This window comes from Enterococcus sp. AZ126 (assembly GCF_051714545.1).
Taxonomy (GTDB): domain Bacteria; phylum Bacillota; class Bacilli; order Lactobacillales; family Enterococcaceae; genus Enterococcus_L.
This window is the reverse complement of record NZ_JBIOSB010000001.1, coordinates 690489-706365: the sequence shown is the minus strand read 5'-3', so window position 1 is coordinate 706365 and position 15877 is coordinate 690489. Positions and strand designations below refer to the sequence as shown.

Below are 15877 nucleotides of genomic sequence, written 5' to 3'. Positions count from 1 at the left end.
CTGATTTCTCTTTTTTCAATAGGCTAGTTAGTAATATAGCCTTGCGTAGTTAGTAATTTACGTAATTGCAAAACAGCAGTATATGTAGCTAAAATATACACATGTTCTGTTGGTAGTTCTTTGATTGCTGTGATCACATCGTCTAAATTAGGAATTTCTTTTAATTTATCTTCAGAGATCCCTGCAACTTTTAAACGTAAAGCCATGTCTTTATGACGGTCACCACCTGCGATGACTTCTGGAATCTTCATTTGTGCAAATGACTCGTGATCACCATCCCAGATCCAGCTAACATCGATTCCATCCGCATAATTTGCGTTTAGTAAAGAAACAAGTGAGAAAGAGTGAGGGGCAAGTGCCATCATATCAATGACTTGATTTAAGCCAACAGGATTTTTGACTAGCACCAAGGTACATAATTTACCATTGATATTGATGGTTTCTTGACGACCAAAGACTTTTTCGTCATAGCTGAGTCCAGCTCTTATTTTCTCAGGAGAAACGCCATAATGTTCGGCAACAGACGTCGCAGCCAAAGCGTTATAGACATTATACATGCCGCCGACACCAATACTGTATTGGGATCCATCGATCACGAAATCAGCAGAAGTATTATCCATGGCCACCATCTCAGTTAATTGAACATCCAATTCAGGACGATGGAAGCCACAGTTAGGGCAGTAATATTTCCCAAGATTAGCATAAGTGATCATCTTATAATGTAAAATATGGTGACATTTTGGACAAAGTAATCCGTCTGTATTATAGTGAGCCATTTGTTCTTCGTCAGCTTTATGATTAAAGCCATAATATTTTCTATGATTGACTGTTTCAATTGAATTGAAGATAGGTGAGTCACCATTACAAAGAATCGGCGCATTTGGAGCTGCAGCGGCACCGTCAACGATGAGTTTGTATGTGGTATAAATTTCACCGTAGCGATCCATTTGATCTCGGAAAATATTGGTAAATAAAAATAGTTTTGGTTCGATATATTTTGTGACACGGCTTAAACTTGCTTCATCGATTTCTAAAACTGCAAATTTCTTTTTAGCACCTTTCTTTTTAGCAGATAAAAAGGTTGAAACAATTCCTTGTTCCATATTTGCCCCTGTCGGATTGGTCAATACATGATCAAATTCCTGTCTTAAAATATTAACGGTCAGCGCAGTTGTCAAGGTTTTTCCATTCGTACCAGTGACTACTATGATTTCATAATCTTTCGCTAAAGTATCTAAAATTTGTGGATCGATTTTTAATGCTAATTTTCCAGGATAACTGCTACCGCCTTTAAAGAAAGTTTGCAATACCCATTGAGAAGTTTTTCCAGCAGCTATTGCTACATGACTTCTGATTCCCATAAAGTGCCCTCCAATTTATATAAACTATCATTAGTAAACGCAAGAATAAACTCAATCTATAATAACACAATTAAAAAGAAAAATTAATTCCTTTTACTCTTTCTTACTATATTAGGATCATATCAAGGAGCGAGAAATAAAAAAGACGATGAAAAATAAAATCTATGAAAAATCAGCAAATGAAATCAATGGATTGTAGCTGTGATCTGTAGTAAGTATTATATGGAAAAATAAAAAAAACTTTAGAAATTTCAAAAAGCGCTTTCAATATGTTATTCTTACTGTGTTGGAATTTGAGTAAAAAATAATTTTATTCAGTGAATCTACATCGAATTGAATGGGCTAGCACTACCTACAGAACTGATTTCATCAATTTCTAAGAGCTGAGCAAGCCTATTTCTGTTTTTATTATAAGGAGGACTTTTATGTTTAATTGGAAAAAACTTAAAAAAGAAGATATAAAACGAGAAATTTTAGCGGGAACAACGTCATTCTTTGCCATTTCATATATCATTATGGTGAATACAGTCATTTTAGCTGAAGCAGGAATGCCGAAAGAATTAACGATTTTTGGAACAATTTTTATTTCAATTATTGGATCGATCTTGATTGGATTCGTTGCAGATGCACCAATTGTCTTAACGACTGGAATGGGCGTCAATTCATTTTTTACCTATACACTCGTTTTTTCATTAGGTTTGACCTGGCAGCAGGCCTTGGCTGTTAGTTTTTGCGCAGGTATCGTGTATTTATTGGTTGCGTTTACGAAGCTTAGTAAATTATTTGCAGAAGTTGTGCCTGAAACGTTAAAAACAGGTATCACGGTAGGGATCGGTTTTTTTCTTGTTTTGATTGGTTTAGAAAAAGGGCATTTGATTTTACGGGGCGAACACACTTTTTTACAGCTTGCACCTTTAGACAACAGTTTAACGATGTTGACGTTGTTCTCACTAGTTTTAACAGTCATTTTATTTGTAAAAGGGATTCAAGGTAGTTTTTTTATAGGGATTGTGGTCGTAACCCTTATTGCAAATATTTTTAATATGGTAGCGCCGACAGAACATTTTTCTTTGAATGGATTAAGCCATTATTCTCAAATTTTTTTACAATTAGATTTTAGTTCGTTCTTTTCTAAAAACTTTTTACTCGGAGTATTTGCGTTATCAATGATTTTGATTTTTGAGTCAATGGGTTTGCTTAAGGGTTTGATGCCAGAAGCAGACGAAAAACAATATTTACGGGCATACCGGGTAACTGGATTTGTAACATTGTTGTCTAGTGTTTTTGGAACAAGTCCAACTGTTGCTGCAGCGGAAAGTGCGACAGGTATTGAAGAAGGTGGAAAAACTGGCTTGACCTCGATAACGAGTGGTATCTGTTTCTTCCTTGCTTTGTTAGCTCTACCTTTTCTTTCTTATATTCCAGATTCAGCATTGGCACCAGCGATCATCATAACGGGCTTCTTGATGATCCAACAGATCAGAACATTAGATTTTGATGATTTCAGTGATTACTTTCCTGCAATACTGATGATTGTGTTGATTCCATTTACGATGAACATCTCTGATGGAATGGCGTTTGGATTTGTCGCATATCCATTGACGAAGTGGGTTGCAGGGAAAAAATCGGAATTGCCATTAGCAATGTGGTTGATTTCAGGGTTATTCTTGATTTATTTGATTGTAAATGTGATGATTTAATCGAAAAAGAGGCTGAGGCAAAACTAAAAATCAGTTTTGCCTCAACCACTTTTTTTAACCAATAATAATTTTTTCAGAAGGATATTCATAACCAATATCTCGCGTTTCTTTTGGTACAAATAACAGCAATGTATACAGCATGCCGATACGTCCAATAAACATCAAAAGCGCGATCATTAACTTACCAACTGTTGTTAAATCAGAAGTAATACCCAAGGATAAACCAGTTGTACCAAAAGCAGAAGCGACTTCAACAATTATCGCAATAAGCGGATGATCTTCTGTTGCAGTTAAAAATAAAACGGCAAAAAAGCACATGATCATCGAAAGCATAAAGACGACAATTGATTTTTTTACATCATCTTCATCAATTCTACGTCCAAACACATTAATCTTATCCTCGCTTTTCAAAAAGGCAAATAAGTACAAACCGATGATTGCAACTGTGGTTGTCCGAATTCCACCACCAACAGAACTTGGACTACATCCAATGAACATCAATAAAGAAAAAACAATCAATGTTGTAACTTGAAAATCACCTAAATCATTAATTTGCAGACCAGCATTTCGAGTAGTCATAGAATAAAACATCGAAGTAATCCAACGTTGCAGCTCACCCATTCCAACAAATAAATGATCTTTTTCCAACAAATAAATCAAAATCGTCCCACCAACAAACAAAATAACAAAAGCTAATATCGCAATCTTACTAAATAGTGAAAAGCGGAAGGGCAAGCCACGTTTTTTCTTTTTAAAAAACAGCCACTCGCGAATCTCCATCAATACTGGAAAACCAATACCACCGACAAAAATTAAAAACATGATCACCAACAAAAAAATATAATCATTGGCAAATGGGATGATCGAATCTCCAGTCACGTCAAATCCAGAGTTTGTAACAGCCGAAATCGATTGATAAAAACCAAAGAAAATTGCTTTTGACCAAGTAGTATAATAGCCAGAAAAATAAAAATAAATCGAAAAGAATGTACCAAAAATTACTTGAAACCATAAAATAATTGTAAATGTAATTCGAATCAAACGGACGATACCACTTAATTTTGGCTGATTCATATCTGTCATGATCAATTGACGCTGTTTTAGAGAAATTCTCCGTTTGGACAGAATAATAAATGCTGTAGAAATCATCATAATACCCAAACCACCGACTTGAAAGAGCACTTCCAGCAAAATCACACCACGATCATTGAAAACAGAATTAATATCAAATGTGGATAAACCCGTAACACTTACAGTGCTGATCGCCATAAAAAACATGTCAATGAATACAACATGAGAACCTGGTTCTCTAAAAAATGGTAAACAAAATAGTAAGTACGAAACGAATGTCATTATAATATAATATGAAACAATTATTTGAATAGATGAAAAGTTATTAGAAATAAAGCGTCTTCCTTTACGCTGAGCCAACCATAAATGTCGAAATCGATTCATAATAGACCTCCTGATTATCATTAAGTCAAGTATAGCAGAAAATAAATGATGGGCAAACAAAGAATGAATAGGTTAGAAGAAATAAGAAATTGATTAAAAAAAACGAGAATATAATACAAGTCGATCAGAATATGCTATTTTATTGTGAAAGGTGTAACATTTTTTTGTTTATTTTTCTTTAATAGACAAAGTAATGGATTAAAAAAAAGGAGGAATTACTTCAAAAGATGTGAATACAATCACATTCGATGGTTGATTGTTATCTTTAAAGTGAAGAATTGGGGATTGTGTGGTCAAAAATTATTGAGGTGAGGAAAAATTGAAAAAAATCATCATGAGTATATTATCACTTGGCCTAGTTGCAGGATTAGCTGTAGGCTGTACCAGTGATCAAGAGAAAACAGCGAAGAAAAGTAATTCGTCTAAAGAAAGTACAGAAGTTACTTCTGGCGCTTCAGCTAATGGTTATACAGACTTGAGTGAATTAAAAGATCAATACGATATTATAATCGTTGGTGCAGGCGGTGCTGGAATGACGGCGGCATTGCAGGCAAAAGAGGCTGGTATGAATCCAGTTATTTTAGAAAAGATGCCAGTTGCTGGTGGAAATACAATCAAATCTTCTTCGGGTATGAATGCCTCTGAAACAAAATATCAAAAAGAAGAAGGTATCGTAGATAGTAATGATAAGTTCTATGAAGAAACGTTAAAAGGTGGAAAAGGAACGAACGATAAAGAATTACTACGCTTTTTCGTGGATCATTCAGCAGGAGCAATTGACTGGTTAGATACAAAAGGAATTGAATTAAGTAACTTAACAATCACTGGTGGTATGAGTGAAAAACGTACACACCGTCCAGCTGATGGTTCTGCAATCGGAGGCTATCTGGTAGATGGACTTGTTCGTAATGTGAAAGAAGAAGAAATCCCACTTTTCGTGAATGCAGATGTCACTGAAATCATTGAGAATGACGGACAAGTAGATGGAGTTAAAGTAAAACTTGATGATAAAGAAACCAAAGAAATCAAATCAAAAGCTGTAATTGTTACAACAGGTGGTTTCGGTGCGAATAAAGAAATGCTTGAAGAATATGATCCAAAATTAAAAGATTATGTAACAACCAATCAAGAAGGTACGACGGGTGACGGAATCAAGATGATCGAAAAACTTGGTGGTGCCACCGTTGATATGAAAGAAATCCAAATCCATCCAACGGTTCAACAAGAAAAATCATATTTGATTGGTGAAGTGGTTCGTGGAGAAGGCGCAATTTTAGTATCACAAGACGGTACACGTTTTGTTAATGAAATGGATACACGTGATAAAGTTTCTGATGCAATTACAGCATTACCAGAAAAATCAGCCTATTTAGTCTTTGATCAAGGCGTTCGTGATCGTGCGAAAGCAATTGATTTTTATGATGAACAAGGTTTTGTTGTCAAAGGTGATACAATCGAAGAATTAGCCAAAAAAATCGACATGCCAGAAGCAAAATTAAAAGAAACCTTAGATCAATGGAATCAAGATGTTCAATCAAAAGATGATACACAGTTCAATCGTACGACAGGGATGGATCATGATTTGTCAACAGCCCCTTACTATGCAATCAAAATCGCACCAGGAATCCATCATACAATGGGTGGTGTGAAAATTAATACAAAAACAGAAGTATTAAAAGAAGACGGAACACCAATCAAAGGCTTGTACGCAGCTGGTGAAGTAACCGGTGGACTACATGGTGCAAACCGTATCGGCGGAAACGCTGTAGCGGATATTATCGTCTTTGGTCGTCAATCTGGAACAGAAGCAGCAAATTTTGCTTCCGCACAAAAATAAATAACTGAGCGACAAGATCAAGGCAAATGTGTCTTGATCTTGTCGCTTTCTTTATTTAGACGAAAAAATACCATGTATCTAGTTAGCTGAGAGAGTTATTAAGAGTACCATTTAAATATGCAAAAAAATGAACCATTTGAGATTGATTTTTTTAAGTATTATCTAAACTAGATAAGTACGAGGTCTTATTCTAGATAAAAAATAGAAATTAAGCAGAGTTAGATGATAACTAAGAAATAAATGATGTAAGTTTATATGATCAATTAGTATTTAAATTAAAACTTTAATAAAAAAGATGACGACAACTAGTAAGAGTAATGGTAAACTGTTAGCTATACATAGTATTTTATCCTTTTTAGGAGGCAAACAAACCATGAAGAGTGCAAAGAGTTTATATTTAGTTTTAGGTGGACTATTGATAATGAGTGGATTAACAGGATGTGGAACCAAAAACAAAGCAGAAATTGAGCAAAGTTTTGATAAAGTATTAGCCATGTATCCAACACCAGATTTGGAGAGTTTTTACGATATAGAAGGCTATCGAGATGATGAATTTGATAAAGATGATAAGGGAGTTTGGGTGTTAAATTCTGATTTCTCAATGAGTAAAACAGAAGAAGGAGATTTATTTACAGAAGGCATGTTACTAAGAATCAATATAAATACAAGAAAAGCAAAAGGATTCTATTATACTAGAAAAACTTCTAATGATTTAAGTAAGCCTATTGAGAAAGAAAAGTATCCAGTTATATACGATGAAAATAGTTTTCATTTATTAGAAAATGTACAAAGAGAAGAAATTAAAAGGAAGGTTGAAAAATTTAAGTTCTTTGTTCAGTATGGAAATTTTGATAAATTAGATAAATATAAAAATATAAAAAAAATGTATAATCCAGAAGTTCCAATGTATGAATTAGAATATCAATTAACAAATGAAGATTCCAATGTTCAAGCATTGAGAAGCAAGTATGATATTGTTACAGATAAATCACCTACTTTATTGTTGAAAGGGACTGGGGACTTAGAAGGTAACTCGGTTGGTTATAAACAGTTAGAATTTAGATTTGATAAAAAATTAAGTATATTTTTCACAGATTCTATTGATTTTCAACCTCTTTCTGAGGAGGATTTAACAAGTGAGTAAATATGAAGTCAAAGATAAAGGTATAAAAAAAGATAGTGAAGCAACTAGTGCAGTATCAACAATTTTTTGTGAAGTAGAAAATGCATTAGTTAATAGTGTGCCTTTAAAAGAGGTCCAAGAACAAATTGATACACTACAAGAAAAGGGGAAATTTCCTTCTAATCTTCAGCTATTAGATGCATTCTACGACTCTAAATCAAGTTCGAGTTGTTTTGCAATACTTTGAGTACGATAAATGTAATACTTTTTGCTAAGAAAATAGAACCTAAATGTTTTTTCACATTAGCAGTATTTAAAATTAAATAACGAAAATGTAATATATAGCTATCTATTTCAGGATACTTTTGGTAAAATAAATATTGACTATAGTGTAAATAAATTTCATCCTGTCATGAAGGAGACAATATCTTGAGAAAATTATATTTGTTTTTAGGAGGGCTGATGATAATGAGTGGATTAACTGGTTGTGAAACAAAAAATAAAGCAGAAATTGAACAAAGTTTTGAGAAAGTATTAGCTATGTATCCAACACCAGATTTGGAGAGTTTTTACGATTTGGAAGGTTATCGAGATGATGAATTTGATAAAGATGATAAGGGCGTTTGGGTTTTACAAACTAATATGTCTATTGCCCATGAAGTAGATGGTGATGTATATTCGGAAGGCGCGGTACTTAGGTTAAATAGAAATACTAGAAAAGCAAAAGGATTTTATTTCATAAGAAAGTATTATGATGATGTGAAAAAAGGAGTTGAAGAAAATAAATATCCAATTACCCTTGATGAGAAAGGGATACATTCTGTCAATGAGCTAAATGAGGATGAACTCACTAAGAAAATACAAAAATTTCAATTTTTTGTTCAATATGGTAATTTTGAAAAATTAGATAATTATAAAAATATAAAAAAAATGTACAACCCAGAAGTTCCAATGTATGAATTAGAATATCAATTAACAAATGATAATCAAAATATTAAGGAGTTGAGAGAAAGATATGATATCCCAATGGATAAAGTACCTACGTTATTACTAAAAGGAACGGGTGATTTAGAAGGTAGCTCAGTAGGGAATAAAAATATAGAAATTCGTTATTCTAAGAATCCGCCAATCGTTTTTAGAGACTATGTAAATTTCCAACCTCTATCAGAGGAGGATATTACGAATGAGTAATTATGACATTAGAGATAAGGGACTAAAGAAGGATTCCGAAGCAACAAGTACAGTAGCCACTATTTCTTATGAAGTTGAAAATGCAAAAGTTAATGGATTAACAAATTCGGATATAAATATTCAAATAAACGATTTAAAAAATAATGGACAGTTCCCTTCTAACCTCCAGCTAGTAGATGCATTCTATGACCCTAAAACAAGTTCAAGTGGAGTAGCATTTTTAGATAACAACACAGGAAAAGTTGTGGTTGGTTTCGCAGGTACTAACTTTGATAATGGCAAATTAGAGAGTGCAAAAGATGTTGGCCAATGGGGCAATATAGCTTTTAAAGGAGATGGTCCTTCCTCTGTATATTTTAATGCTAGTAACAAATTTATGAATGATTTAAAATCAAATGGCTATACCATTGATACAGTCGCAGGCCATTCTTTAGGTGGAAGAAATGGGACTATTATGGGGATGCAACACAATATACCCAATATTATACTTTATAATTCAGCCCCTCTAATGAATTTATTAGGAAATCTAAAGAAGTCGAATCAACAAGAATTATCTGATTTATTTGGAAGATATAGCGGAAATATCATTTATTTTGTGTCTGAAAATGATCCATTAAATAAAGCTGCAGGTGAAGTTCCTAGAAGTATCTATCCAGGAAAAATTATTATCCTAGAAAATGGCAAAGAGCATGATATCACTGGTTTTTTAACAAAGAAAGAACAGGATTTTATTCGCCGGCATACGCCTGACTTGAATAAAGTTTATGTAGCGCAACAAAAAGTTCAAACAGATACGACAAAAAAATTAATTGGTCTGGAATTGCTACGAGCAAAGTTTTTGAAAAGTGGTGGAGGATTATCAGCGTCAGAAGAAATTTATTTAGATGCAGCTGAAGCATTGATTTTGACACAAGGAATGAGTAAAACCCTTCAAATCGAACTAGATGATATCAAAAAAATGTATCGTGAAGCAAAAAAAGACTTTGATACGTTATGGATGAATACAGTAAAAATGGGGGATTCTATAGGTTCTACATTAGTTCAAGAAGAAGTGGTAGATTCTTTAAATGCCGGTGGGGCAACAGAGCCATTTGTCCGAATAGAACCAAAAGAAGAATTTGCGCAAAAAATAGCTGAATTATCTTCGATCCAACAAGAATACTATGAATTGATCGGGCAAATCCAATCGTCAATAAATAAACAAGTCGAAACAGACCAAGAGTTAGCCAGACAAATAGGGGGATAAACTCTGATGGAGAGAACATATTTAAATCAATTAGCAGAGTTGGAATCAGAGTATGAAAAGAACCAAAGAAACATTGAAGAAGAGCTGGAAGAAGCGTTTTATGAAAAGCAAAAGTTTGGTCGTGAGCTAGAAAATCTTTCAGAAAACTACCGCTATCATTATCAAAAAGCCCAATATAGTGAATCAATAAATATGAGTAGCGTATACCATCTGTTAGAACAATGTAAGGATGATGGGGACAAGGTTGTGAATAGTACAATGAAAGAATTGGAAAATAAACAAGAAGAAAATACCATTCATTATAAAAAACAAACTCAATCTATAGAGGATGAACTCACTCTTTTCAAAGAAAAGGAGAGAAAAGAAAATGAGTAATGAAAAAATGAAAAACCCTTAGATATTAACAATACTGTTACTGAATTACAGCAAGTAATTAATAACTTAGTATAATAAAATCATAATTTCAACACTATCTATTTTATTGTACATTTGGTAAAATAAATTATGATTAGAATTAAAGTTTAATTATAATAAGTACTCGTTTAGTAAATGAAAAAAGTAGGTGGAAAATGAAAAAGAAGCTATTAGTAGTTATAGGTATTATTGTAATAATTATAATTGGGATTGGAGGGAAAGTTATGTTAGACAATAAGAAACAAGAGGATAAAATGATTAAGATTGTGAATGGTCAAGAAGCAAAAGAAGTATTTGAAAATGGTTTAAAAGTACTTGATCCGAAAGCACTAACAGAAGAAGGAATTATCAAATCGTATGAAATTGATGAAGATAGTATTAAACATAATCCTATGGGTGGGATAAATGTAACACTTTTTGCTAATAAAAAATCTAATCTATATGTTTTCTTCACACTCAACAAAGATGAAAATGGGAATTTAACTGATGAAGGTGGTGGAAATTCTTCAGATTTAGAAAGATTATTGGAGGGGAATTAGATGAGTAATAACTACACTGATAAACAAAGAATGGAAATAGCTGAACAAGAGTATAATTCATATAAAGAATCAGACCCAGTAAAAATAGGAAAAGAGAAAAATAAGATAGGTTATGTATCTCAAGTAAATGATAAATCCACTGGGGAACAATCATTTGTTATTACAGATAATTATGTATCACCAACTTCGCCTTTATCTGAAAGAAACCATGTAAAAGAGGTTACGGTAATTTATCGTGGTTCTTCTTTTGAGTTATCATCAGATGCTGCAAAAGACTGGTTACTAAATGATATTCCAACAGGAATACAAGTGGTTAATGGTGGTGGAGCTGTAGCAATGCCACAATTGCAATCATCCTCTGAAACCTTAAAAAATGCCATGGAATTATATCCAAATGCACAAGTATTTGTTTATGGTCATTCACTGGGTCTATGAATGCACAGTATGCAGTTTCAGATTTATCAGATAAAGATAGTTTGCGTATTGCAGGTGGCTTTTTTTATGAAGGGCCCAATATTTATGGTGTTTTATCCCCTAAACAACAAGCAATAGCAGATGTATTAACAAAACTAAACAAATTATTTAATTATGTTGATTCAAAAGACATTATAGCAATCGGTTATGGTTCGGGTAAAATGTCAGTAGGAAATGTTATTAGAGTAAATTCCCAAAAAGTAGGACTCATTGACCAACATATGTGGGGTGGATATGAATTTAATAAAGATGGTAGCATTAAGGCTACAAAAGAAGGAAGTCTCCAATTAGCCAAGTATATGGTTACTCAACAGTTATCCGCAATAGAAATGATGAGAAAAAAATTTATAAAAAGTGGTGGCGGTCTTTCTTCATCAGAGGAGATTTTTCTGGATGCATCAGAAGCAATGGCTATCACTAAAGGGATGAAACAAACAATTAGTGGTGAAATTACAGAACTCAAGCAGATGTATAAAGAAGGTATCAAGAATGCTGGGGATTTATGGAAAACTACTAAATCCAATGCAGAAGGGATAGGTCAACATTTATCATATGGAGAGTGCCTGGATGCGTTAGATAGGGGAAACGTAACGGAAAGCAACACTGTAAGAGAACCAGTTCATGAATATGAAGAAAAATTAGCAAAAGTAACAAAAATAAGCCGAAATTATGATGAGTTGTTGCAAAAAATAGGCGAGTCAATTACGAAACAATTAGAAACAGACCAAGAGTTAGCGAATCAGATAAGGAGCATGTAATGGCAAAAGAAGGCGAGCTATCCAAAAAATTAGATGCGTTAGAAACAGACTATAGAAAAGAAAAACAACAAATAGAAGAAACAATAGAGGATGTCCATCAGGAAAATCGGGTGTTTCGCAGAGAAATCGAAAGTTTAGCTGATTATGTGAGATACATGGCAAAAAGAGAAGAAATTACTGAACCAGAAGTATTGCAACAAGCCTATAGATTCCTTCAGGAAGCACAAGAAGAAGGTCAAATGGTCGTTAAGAAAACATTAAATAAACTAGATGATGAGCAAGAAGAACAAAGACTTTCGTATCGAAAACAAAGAATGTCCTTTGAAGAGGATATTTTAATAGTAAGAAAAGAAAGGAATTCATAAATGTTAGATGCATTAAAAGAAAATTTAGCAGATATCCGAAAAGAATTGGAAAAAAAGTTAATTCAAACATTTGTGGCTAGTCAAAGCCATGCAACAGCTGAAAACCGTAAACAAATGATTAATCAAATGGAAAAAGAAAAGATGAACGGGTTAAAAAGCACAAGTTCCAGTTATTTATCTAGTTTTAAAACATCGGCAAAAGGGCAATGGGTAAAACAAGCGGAACAAACATTTAAACAAACAACTGAGCAATTTGATGACTTATAAAAACTTAATTTATCGGGTGTGAGGGACAAATACATTGATTATTCTCTCTTTTTTGAATTCCTATTATTAACGGCTACAGAAGTCTTTATGGTACGAGTTGTTAGCTTCTATATCATTCAGACTGAAAACCTCTTAAAACTAATCTGATGACTTTTAGCAGTAATTTAGACATCAAATCTTTGAAAAAAAATATCTTATTTATCACTAAATTGCAGATATAACAATCCCCCAAATTAAATAACGAAAAAAATGTTTTAGTGATAGCGATAAAAATTTTTTTCGGAAAGCGTTACTAAGCAAGTAAAGATAGAACACTGACAGATAATTACACCCATACGAGACCAAATTATATAATAGAAATAGCTAATAAAGCAGATGAGATAATTGTTTCACTGATTAAAGTGGAGTGATTACCTTTTTTTATTTTCTTAAAAAAAGGAGCAAGTATGACTGCAGATATAGAAAATTTCCGCTAAGAGAAACTCTGTAATACATAAGCAATAAATTTACCACTGTAAAAAACTTTGGTTTTATAGTAAAATACGAGAGGAACTAAACGAGAGGTGACGACGGAGTAATGGCACAATTATTTTTTAAATACGGCGCAATGAATAGTGGAAAAACCATTGAAATATTAAAAGTGGCGCATAATTATGAAGAACAAGATAAACCAGTTGTCATTATGACAAGTGGACTTGATACTAGAGATGGCGTAGGTGTTGTTTCAAGCCGGATCGGCCTTAGAAGAGAAGCTATTCCTATTTTTAAAGAAACGAATGTTTATGAGTTGATCCAAAAGCTGGATTATAAGCCTTATTGTATCTTAGTTGATGAGTCACAGTTTCTAGAAAAAAAACATGTAATTGATTTTGCACGAATCGTAGATGAACTGGCTATTCCCGTTATGGCGTTTGGCTTGAAGAATGATTTTCGTAATGAATTATTTGAAGGCTCAAAATACTTGATGTTATATGCAGACAAATTAGAAGAACTAAAAACAATCTGCTGGTTCTGTCATAAGAAAGCTACGATGAACCTACATTATATCGATGGTCAACCTGTTTATGAAGGAACACAAGTTCAAATTGGCGGGAATGAAGCATATTATCCAGTGTGTCGGAATCACTATTTTCATCCGCCAATCGATGGTGAACAAGTAAAAAATAATTAACTCAGTAAAAAAATGAAAAATAAAAGACAGATACTTAATTAAAAAGGAGCAACTAACTATGTACGATCAGTTACAATCAATCGAAGATCGCTATGAAGAGTTGGGCGAATTATTAAGCGACCCAGAAGTCATCAGTGATACGAAACGCTTTATGCAATTATCTAAAGAAGAAGCAAATACCCGTGAAACAGTGGATGTTTATCGTCGTTACAAACAAGTGGTTGAAGGCATCAGCGACACGGAAGAATTATTAGGTGAAAAGTTAGATGCAGAAATGGCTGAAATGGCTAAAGAAGAACTTTCAGAATTAAAGAAAGAAAAAGAAGTTTTAGAAGAACGGATCAAAATTTTACTGTTGCCTACAGATCCCAATGACGATAAAAATATTATTATGGAAATCCGTGGTGCAGCTGGCGGTGACGAAGCGGCTTTATTCGCTGGTGATCTGTTTGGAATGTACCAAAAATATGCAGAATCCCAAGGTTGGAAAACAGATGTGATGGAAGCAAACATCACTGGGATAGGCGGCTACAAAGAAGTGATCATGATGATCTCAGGAGACAATGTCTTCTCTAAATTAAAATATGAGAGCGGTGCGCACCGAGTTCAACGTGTTCCTTCAACGGAATCTCAAGGACGTATCCATACATCAACAGCAACTGTTGTGGTTTTGCCAGAAGCGGAAGAAGTAGAATTAGACCTTGCAGATAAAGACATTCGTACGGATATTTACCATGCAAGTGGTGCTGGTGGTCAACACGTCAATAAGACAGCGTCTGCTGTTCGTTTGACGCATATTCCAACGGGGATTGCAGTGGCAATGCAAGATGAACGTTCTCAAATCAAAAACCGTGAAAAGGCGATGAAAATTTTACGCGCCAGAGTATACGATCAAATGCAGCAAGAAGCGCAGAGCGAATATGATGCGAATCGCAAATCAGCTGTTGGTACAGGAGATCGTTCTGAGCGAATCCGTACCTATAACTTCCCGCAAAACCGTGTGACGGACCACCGTATTGGTTTAACGATTCAAAAGCTAGATCAAATTTTAGCTGGAAAATTAGATGAAATCGTGGATGCATTAGTCTTATACGATCAAACATCAAAATTAGAAGAGATGCAAAATGGGTAACCGTTATTTTGAAGTCCTTGAACGGGCTTCTTCTTTTTTAGATAAACAAGGGAAAGAAGGCTATAGTATCCTCTTTGTTTTTTTAGAGAGAAAAGGCTGGAGCAAAACGGATTGGCTACTTCATCTGAAAGAAGAAATATCATCAGAAGACGAGCAACAAATCAATGATGATCTAAGAAGACTTGTTCAAAATTATCCACCCCACTATTTATTAGGTTATAGCGATTTTTATGGTCATCGTTTTCAGGTCAATGAACACACGCTGATTCCTAGACCTGAAACGGAAGAATTAGTCGATCTTTGCTTGAAAGAAAATTCAACGGAATCGTTGACTGTTGTTGATGTGGGAACTGGAACGGGTGCAATTGCGATTAGCCTAAAATTAGACCGACCAAACTGGCAAGTAACAGCAATTGATATTTCGGAGGAAGCATTACAAGTTGCCGAAAAAAACGCGGATCATTTAAAGGCAGATGTTCGTTTTATTTATGGAGATGTTCTGAAGCCAATGAAGGGGCAAAAAATCGATATCTTGATTTCTAATCCTCCTTATATCAGTAATACTGAATGGAATTTGATGGATGAAAGTGTGCGGACTTTTGAGCCGAAAACAGCATTATTTGCAGAAAATGAAGGATTAGCGATTTATCAGCGATTAGCTGAAGAAGCGAAAGAACTGCTAAATCCAAATGGGAAAATTTATTTAGAGATCGGTTTTCAACAAGGTGAAGCTGTCAAAAAACTTTTTCAGCAAACATTTCCACAAAAACAAGTACAAGTTGCCAAAGACTTAGCGGGAAATGATCGAATGGTGATCGTTTCTTCTAAAAAGAAGGAGGCATAG

At 34.0% G+C, this 15877-nt stretch carries 17 protein-coding genes; 15 read left to right on the top strand and 2 right to left on the bottom strand.

The annotated features are described in order from the left end of the window. Nucleotides 1-23: 23 nt before the first annotated feature. A complete protein-coding gene (locus IGI43_RS03370; protein WP_438756422.1) occupies nucleotides 24-1361 on the bottom strand; it encodes a MurT ligase domain-containing protein in 1338 nt (445 codons plus the stop codon). A gap of 425 nt (nucleotides 1362-1786) precedes the next feature. On the opposite strand from IGI43_RS03370, the gene IGI43_RS03365 reads away from it, so the two are divergent. Next, nucleotides 1787-3061 carry an NCS2 family permease gene (locus IGI43_RS03365; RefSeq protein WP_438756421.1) on the top strand — a complete coding sequence of 425 codons (1275 nt, stop codon included), beginning with the start codon at nucleotides 1787-1789 and terminating at the stop codon, nucleotides 3059-3061. 54 nt (nucleotides 3062-3115) lie between these two features. On the opposite strand, the gene IGI43_RS03360 is transcribed toward IGI43_RS03365, so the two are convergent. After that, nucleotides 3116-4516, bottom strand: coding sequence for a TrkH family potassium uptake protein (locus IGI43_RS03360; RefSeq protein ID WP_438756420.1), 1401 nt, complete (start codon nucleotides 4514-4516; stop codon nucleotides 3116-3118). A 319-nt stretch (nucleotides 4517-4835) separates the two neighbouring features. On the opposite strand from IGI43_RS03360, the gene IGI43_RS03355 reads away from it, so the two are divergent. From IGI43_RS03355 to prmC, 14 genes are all read left to right on the top strand, one after another. After that, the gene (locus IGI43_RS03355; protein WP_438756419.1) at nucleotides 4836-6353 is read left to right on the top strand and encodes a flavocytochrome c; all 1518 of its coding nucleotides are present in this window, start codon (nucleotides 4836-4838) and stop codon (nucleotides 6351-6353) included. Nucleotides 6354-6726: 373 nt separating this feature from the next. Then, entirely contained in the window at nucleotides 6727-7497 is a 771-nt protein-coding gene (locus IGI43_RS03350) for a tandem-type lipoprotein (RefSeq protein WP_438756418.1), read from the top strand. Beyond that, nucleotides 7490-7723 (top strand): hypothetical protein, encoded by a 234-nt coding sequence (locus tag IGI43_RS03345; RefSeq protein WP_438756417.1) that lies wholly within the window; start codon nucleotides 7490-7492, stop codon nucleotides 7721-7723. Before IGI43_RS03350 ends, IGI43_RS03345 begins: the two co-directional genes overlap by 8 nt. Before the next feature lie 182 nt (nucleotides 7724-7905). Continuing rightward, on the top strand, nucleotides 7906-8667 hold the full coding sequence (locus IGI43_RS03340) for a tandem-type lipoprotein (protein WP_438756416.1): 762 nt from the start codon (nucleotides 7906-7908) through the stop codon (nucleotides 8665-8667). Continuing rightward, the gene (locus IGI43_RS03335; protein WP_438756415.1) at nucleotides 8660-9913 is read left to right on the top strand and encodes a hypothetical protein; all 1254 of its coding nucleotides are present in this window, start codon (nucleotides 8660-8662) and stop codon (nucleotides 9911-9913) included. The genes IGI43_RS03340 and IGI43_RS03335 overlap by 8 nt, the downstream gene beginning before the upstream one ends. A 6-nt stretch (nucleotides 9914-9919) precedes the next feature. Beyond that, nucleotides 9920-10288: a hypothetical protein gene (locus IGI43_RS03330; RefSeq protein WP_438756414.1), complete on the top strand. Its 369-nt coding sequence runs from the start codon at nucleotides 9920-9922 to the stop codon at nucleotides 10286-10288. Between the two features lie 194 nt (nucleotides 10289-10482). Next, nucleotides 10483-10866, top strand: a complete 384-nt coding sequence (locus IGI43_RS03325) for a DUF1310 family protein (RefSeq protein ID WP_438756413.1) — start codon at nucleotides 10483-10485, stop codon at nucleotides 10864-10866. Beyond that, nucleotides 10867-11301 (top strand): hypothetical protein, encoded by a 435-nt coding sequence (locus tag IGI43_RS03320; RefSeq protein WP_438756412.1) that lies wholly within the window; start codon nucleotides 10867-10869, stop codon nucleotides 11299-11301. Continuing rightward, nucleotides 11298-12098, top strand: a complete 801-nt coding sequence (locus IGI43_RS03315; RefSeq protein ID WP_438756411.1) for a hypothetical protein — start codon at nucleotides 11298-11300, stop codon at nucleotides 12096-12098. The genes IGI43_RS03320 and IGI43_RS03315 overlap by 4 nt, the downstream gene beginning before the upstream one ends. After that, nucleotides 12098-12463, top strand: coding sequence for a hypothetical protein (locus IGI43_RS03310; protein ID WP_438756410.1), 366 nt, complete (start codon nucleotides 12098-12100; stop codon nucleotides 12461-12463). Before IGI43_RS03315 ends, IGI43_RS03310 begins: the two co-directional genes overlap by 1 nt. Beyond that, nucleotides 12464-12730, top strand: a complete 267-nt coding sequence (locus tag IGI43_RS03305) for a hypothetical protein (RefSeq protein WP_438756409.1) — start codon at nucleotides 12464-12466, stop codon at nucleotides 12728-12730. A 577-nt stretch (nucleotides 12731-13307) separates the two neighbouring features. Further along, on the top strand, nucleotides 13308-13901 hold the full coding sequence (locus tag IGI43_RS03300) for a thymidine kinase (protein ID WP_438756408.1): 594 nt from the start codon (nucleotides 13308-13310) through the stop codon (nucleotides 13899-13901). Between the two features lie 58 nt (nucleotides 13902-13959). Further along, the gene (prfA, locus tag IGI43_RS03295) at nucleotides 13960-15033 is read left to right on the top strand and encodes a peptide chain release factor 1 (protein WP_208928023.1); all 1074 of its coding nucleotides are present in this window, start codon (nucleotides 13960-13962) and stop codon (nucleotides 15031-15033) included. Beyond that, nucleotides 15026-15877 carry a peptide chain release factor N(5)-glutamine methyltransferase gene (gene prmC, locus IGI43_RS03290; protein ID WP_438756407.1) on the top strand — a complete coding sequence of 284 codons (852 nt, stop codon included), beginning with the start codon at nucleotides 15026-15028 and terminating at the stop codon, nucleotides 15875-15877. The genes prfA and prmC overlap by 8 nt, the downstream gene beginning before the upstream one ends.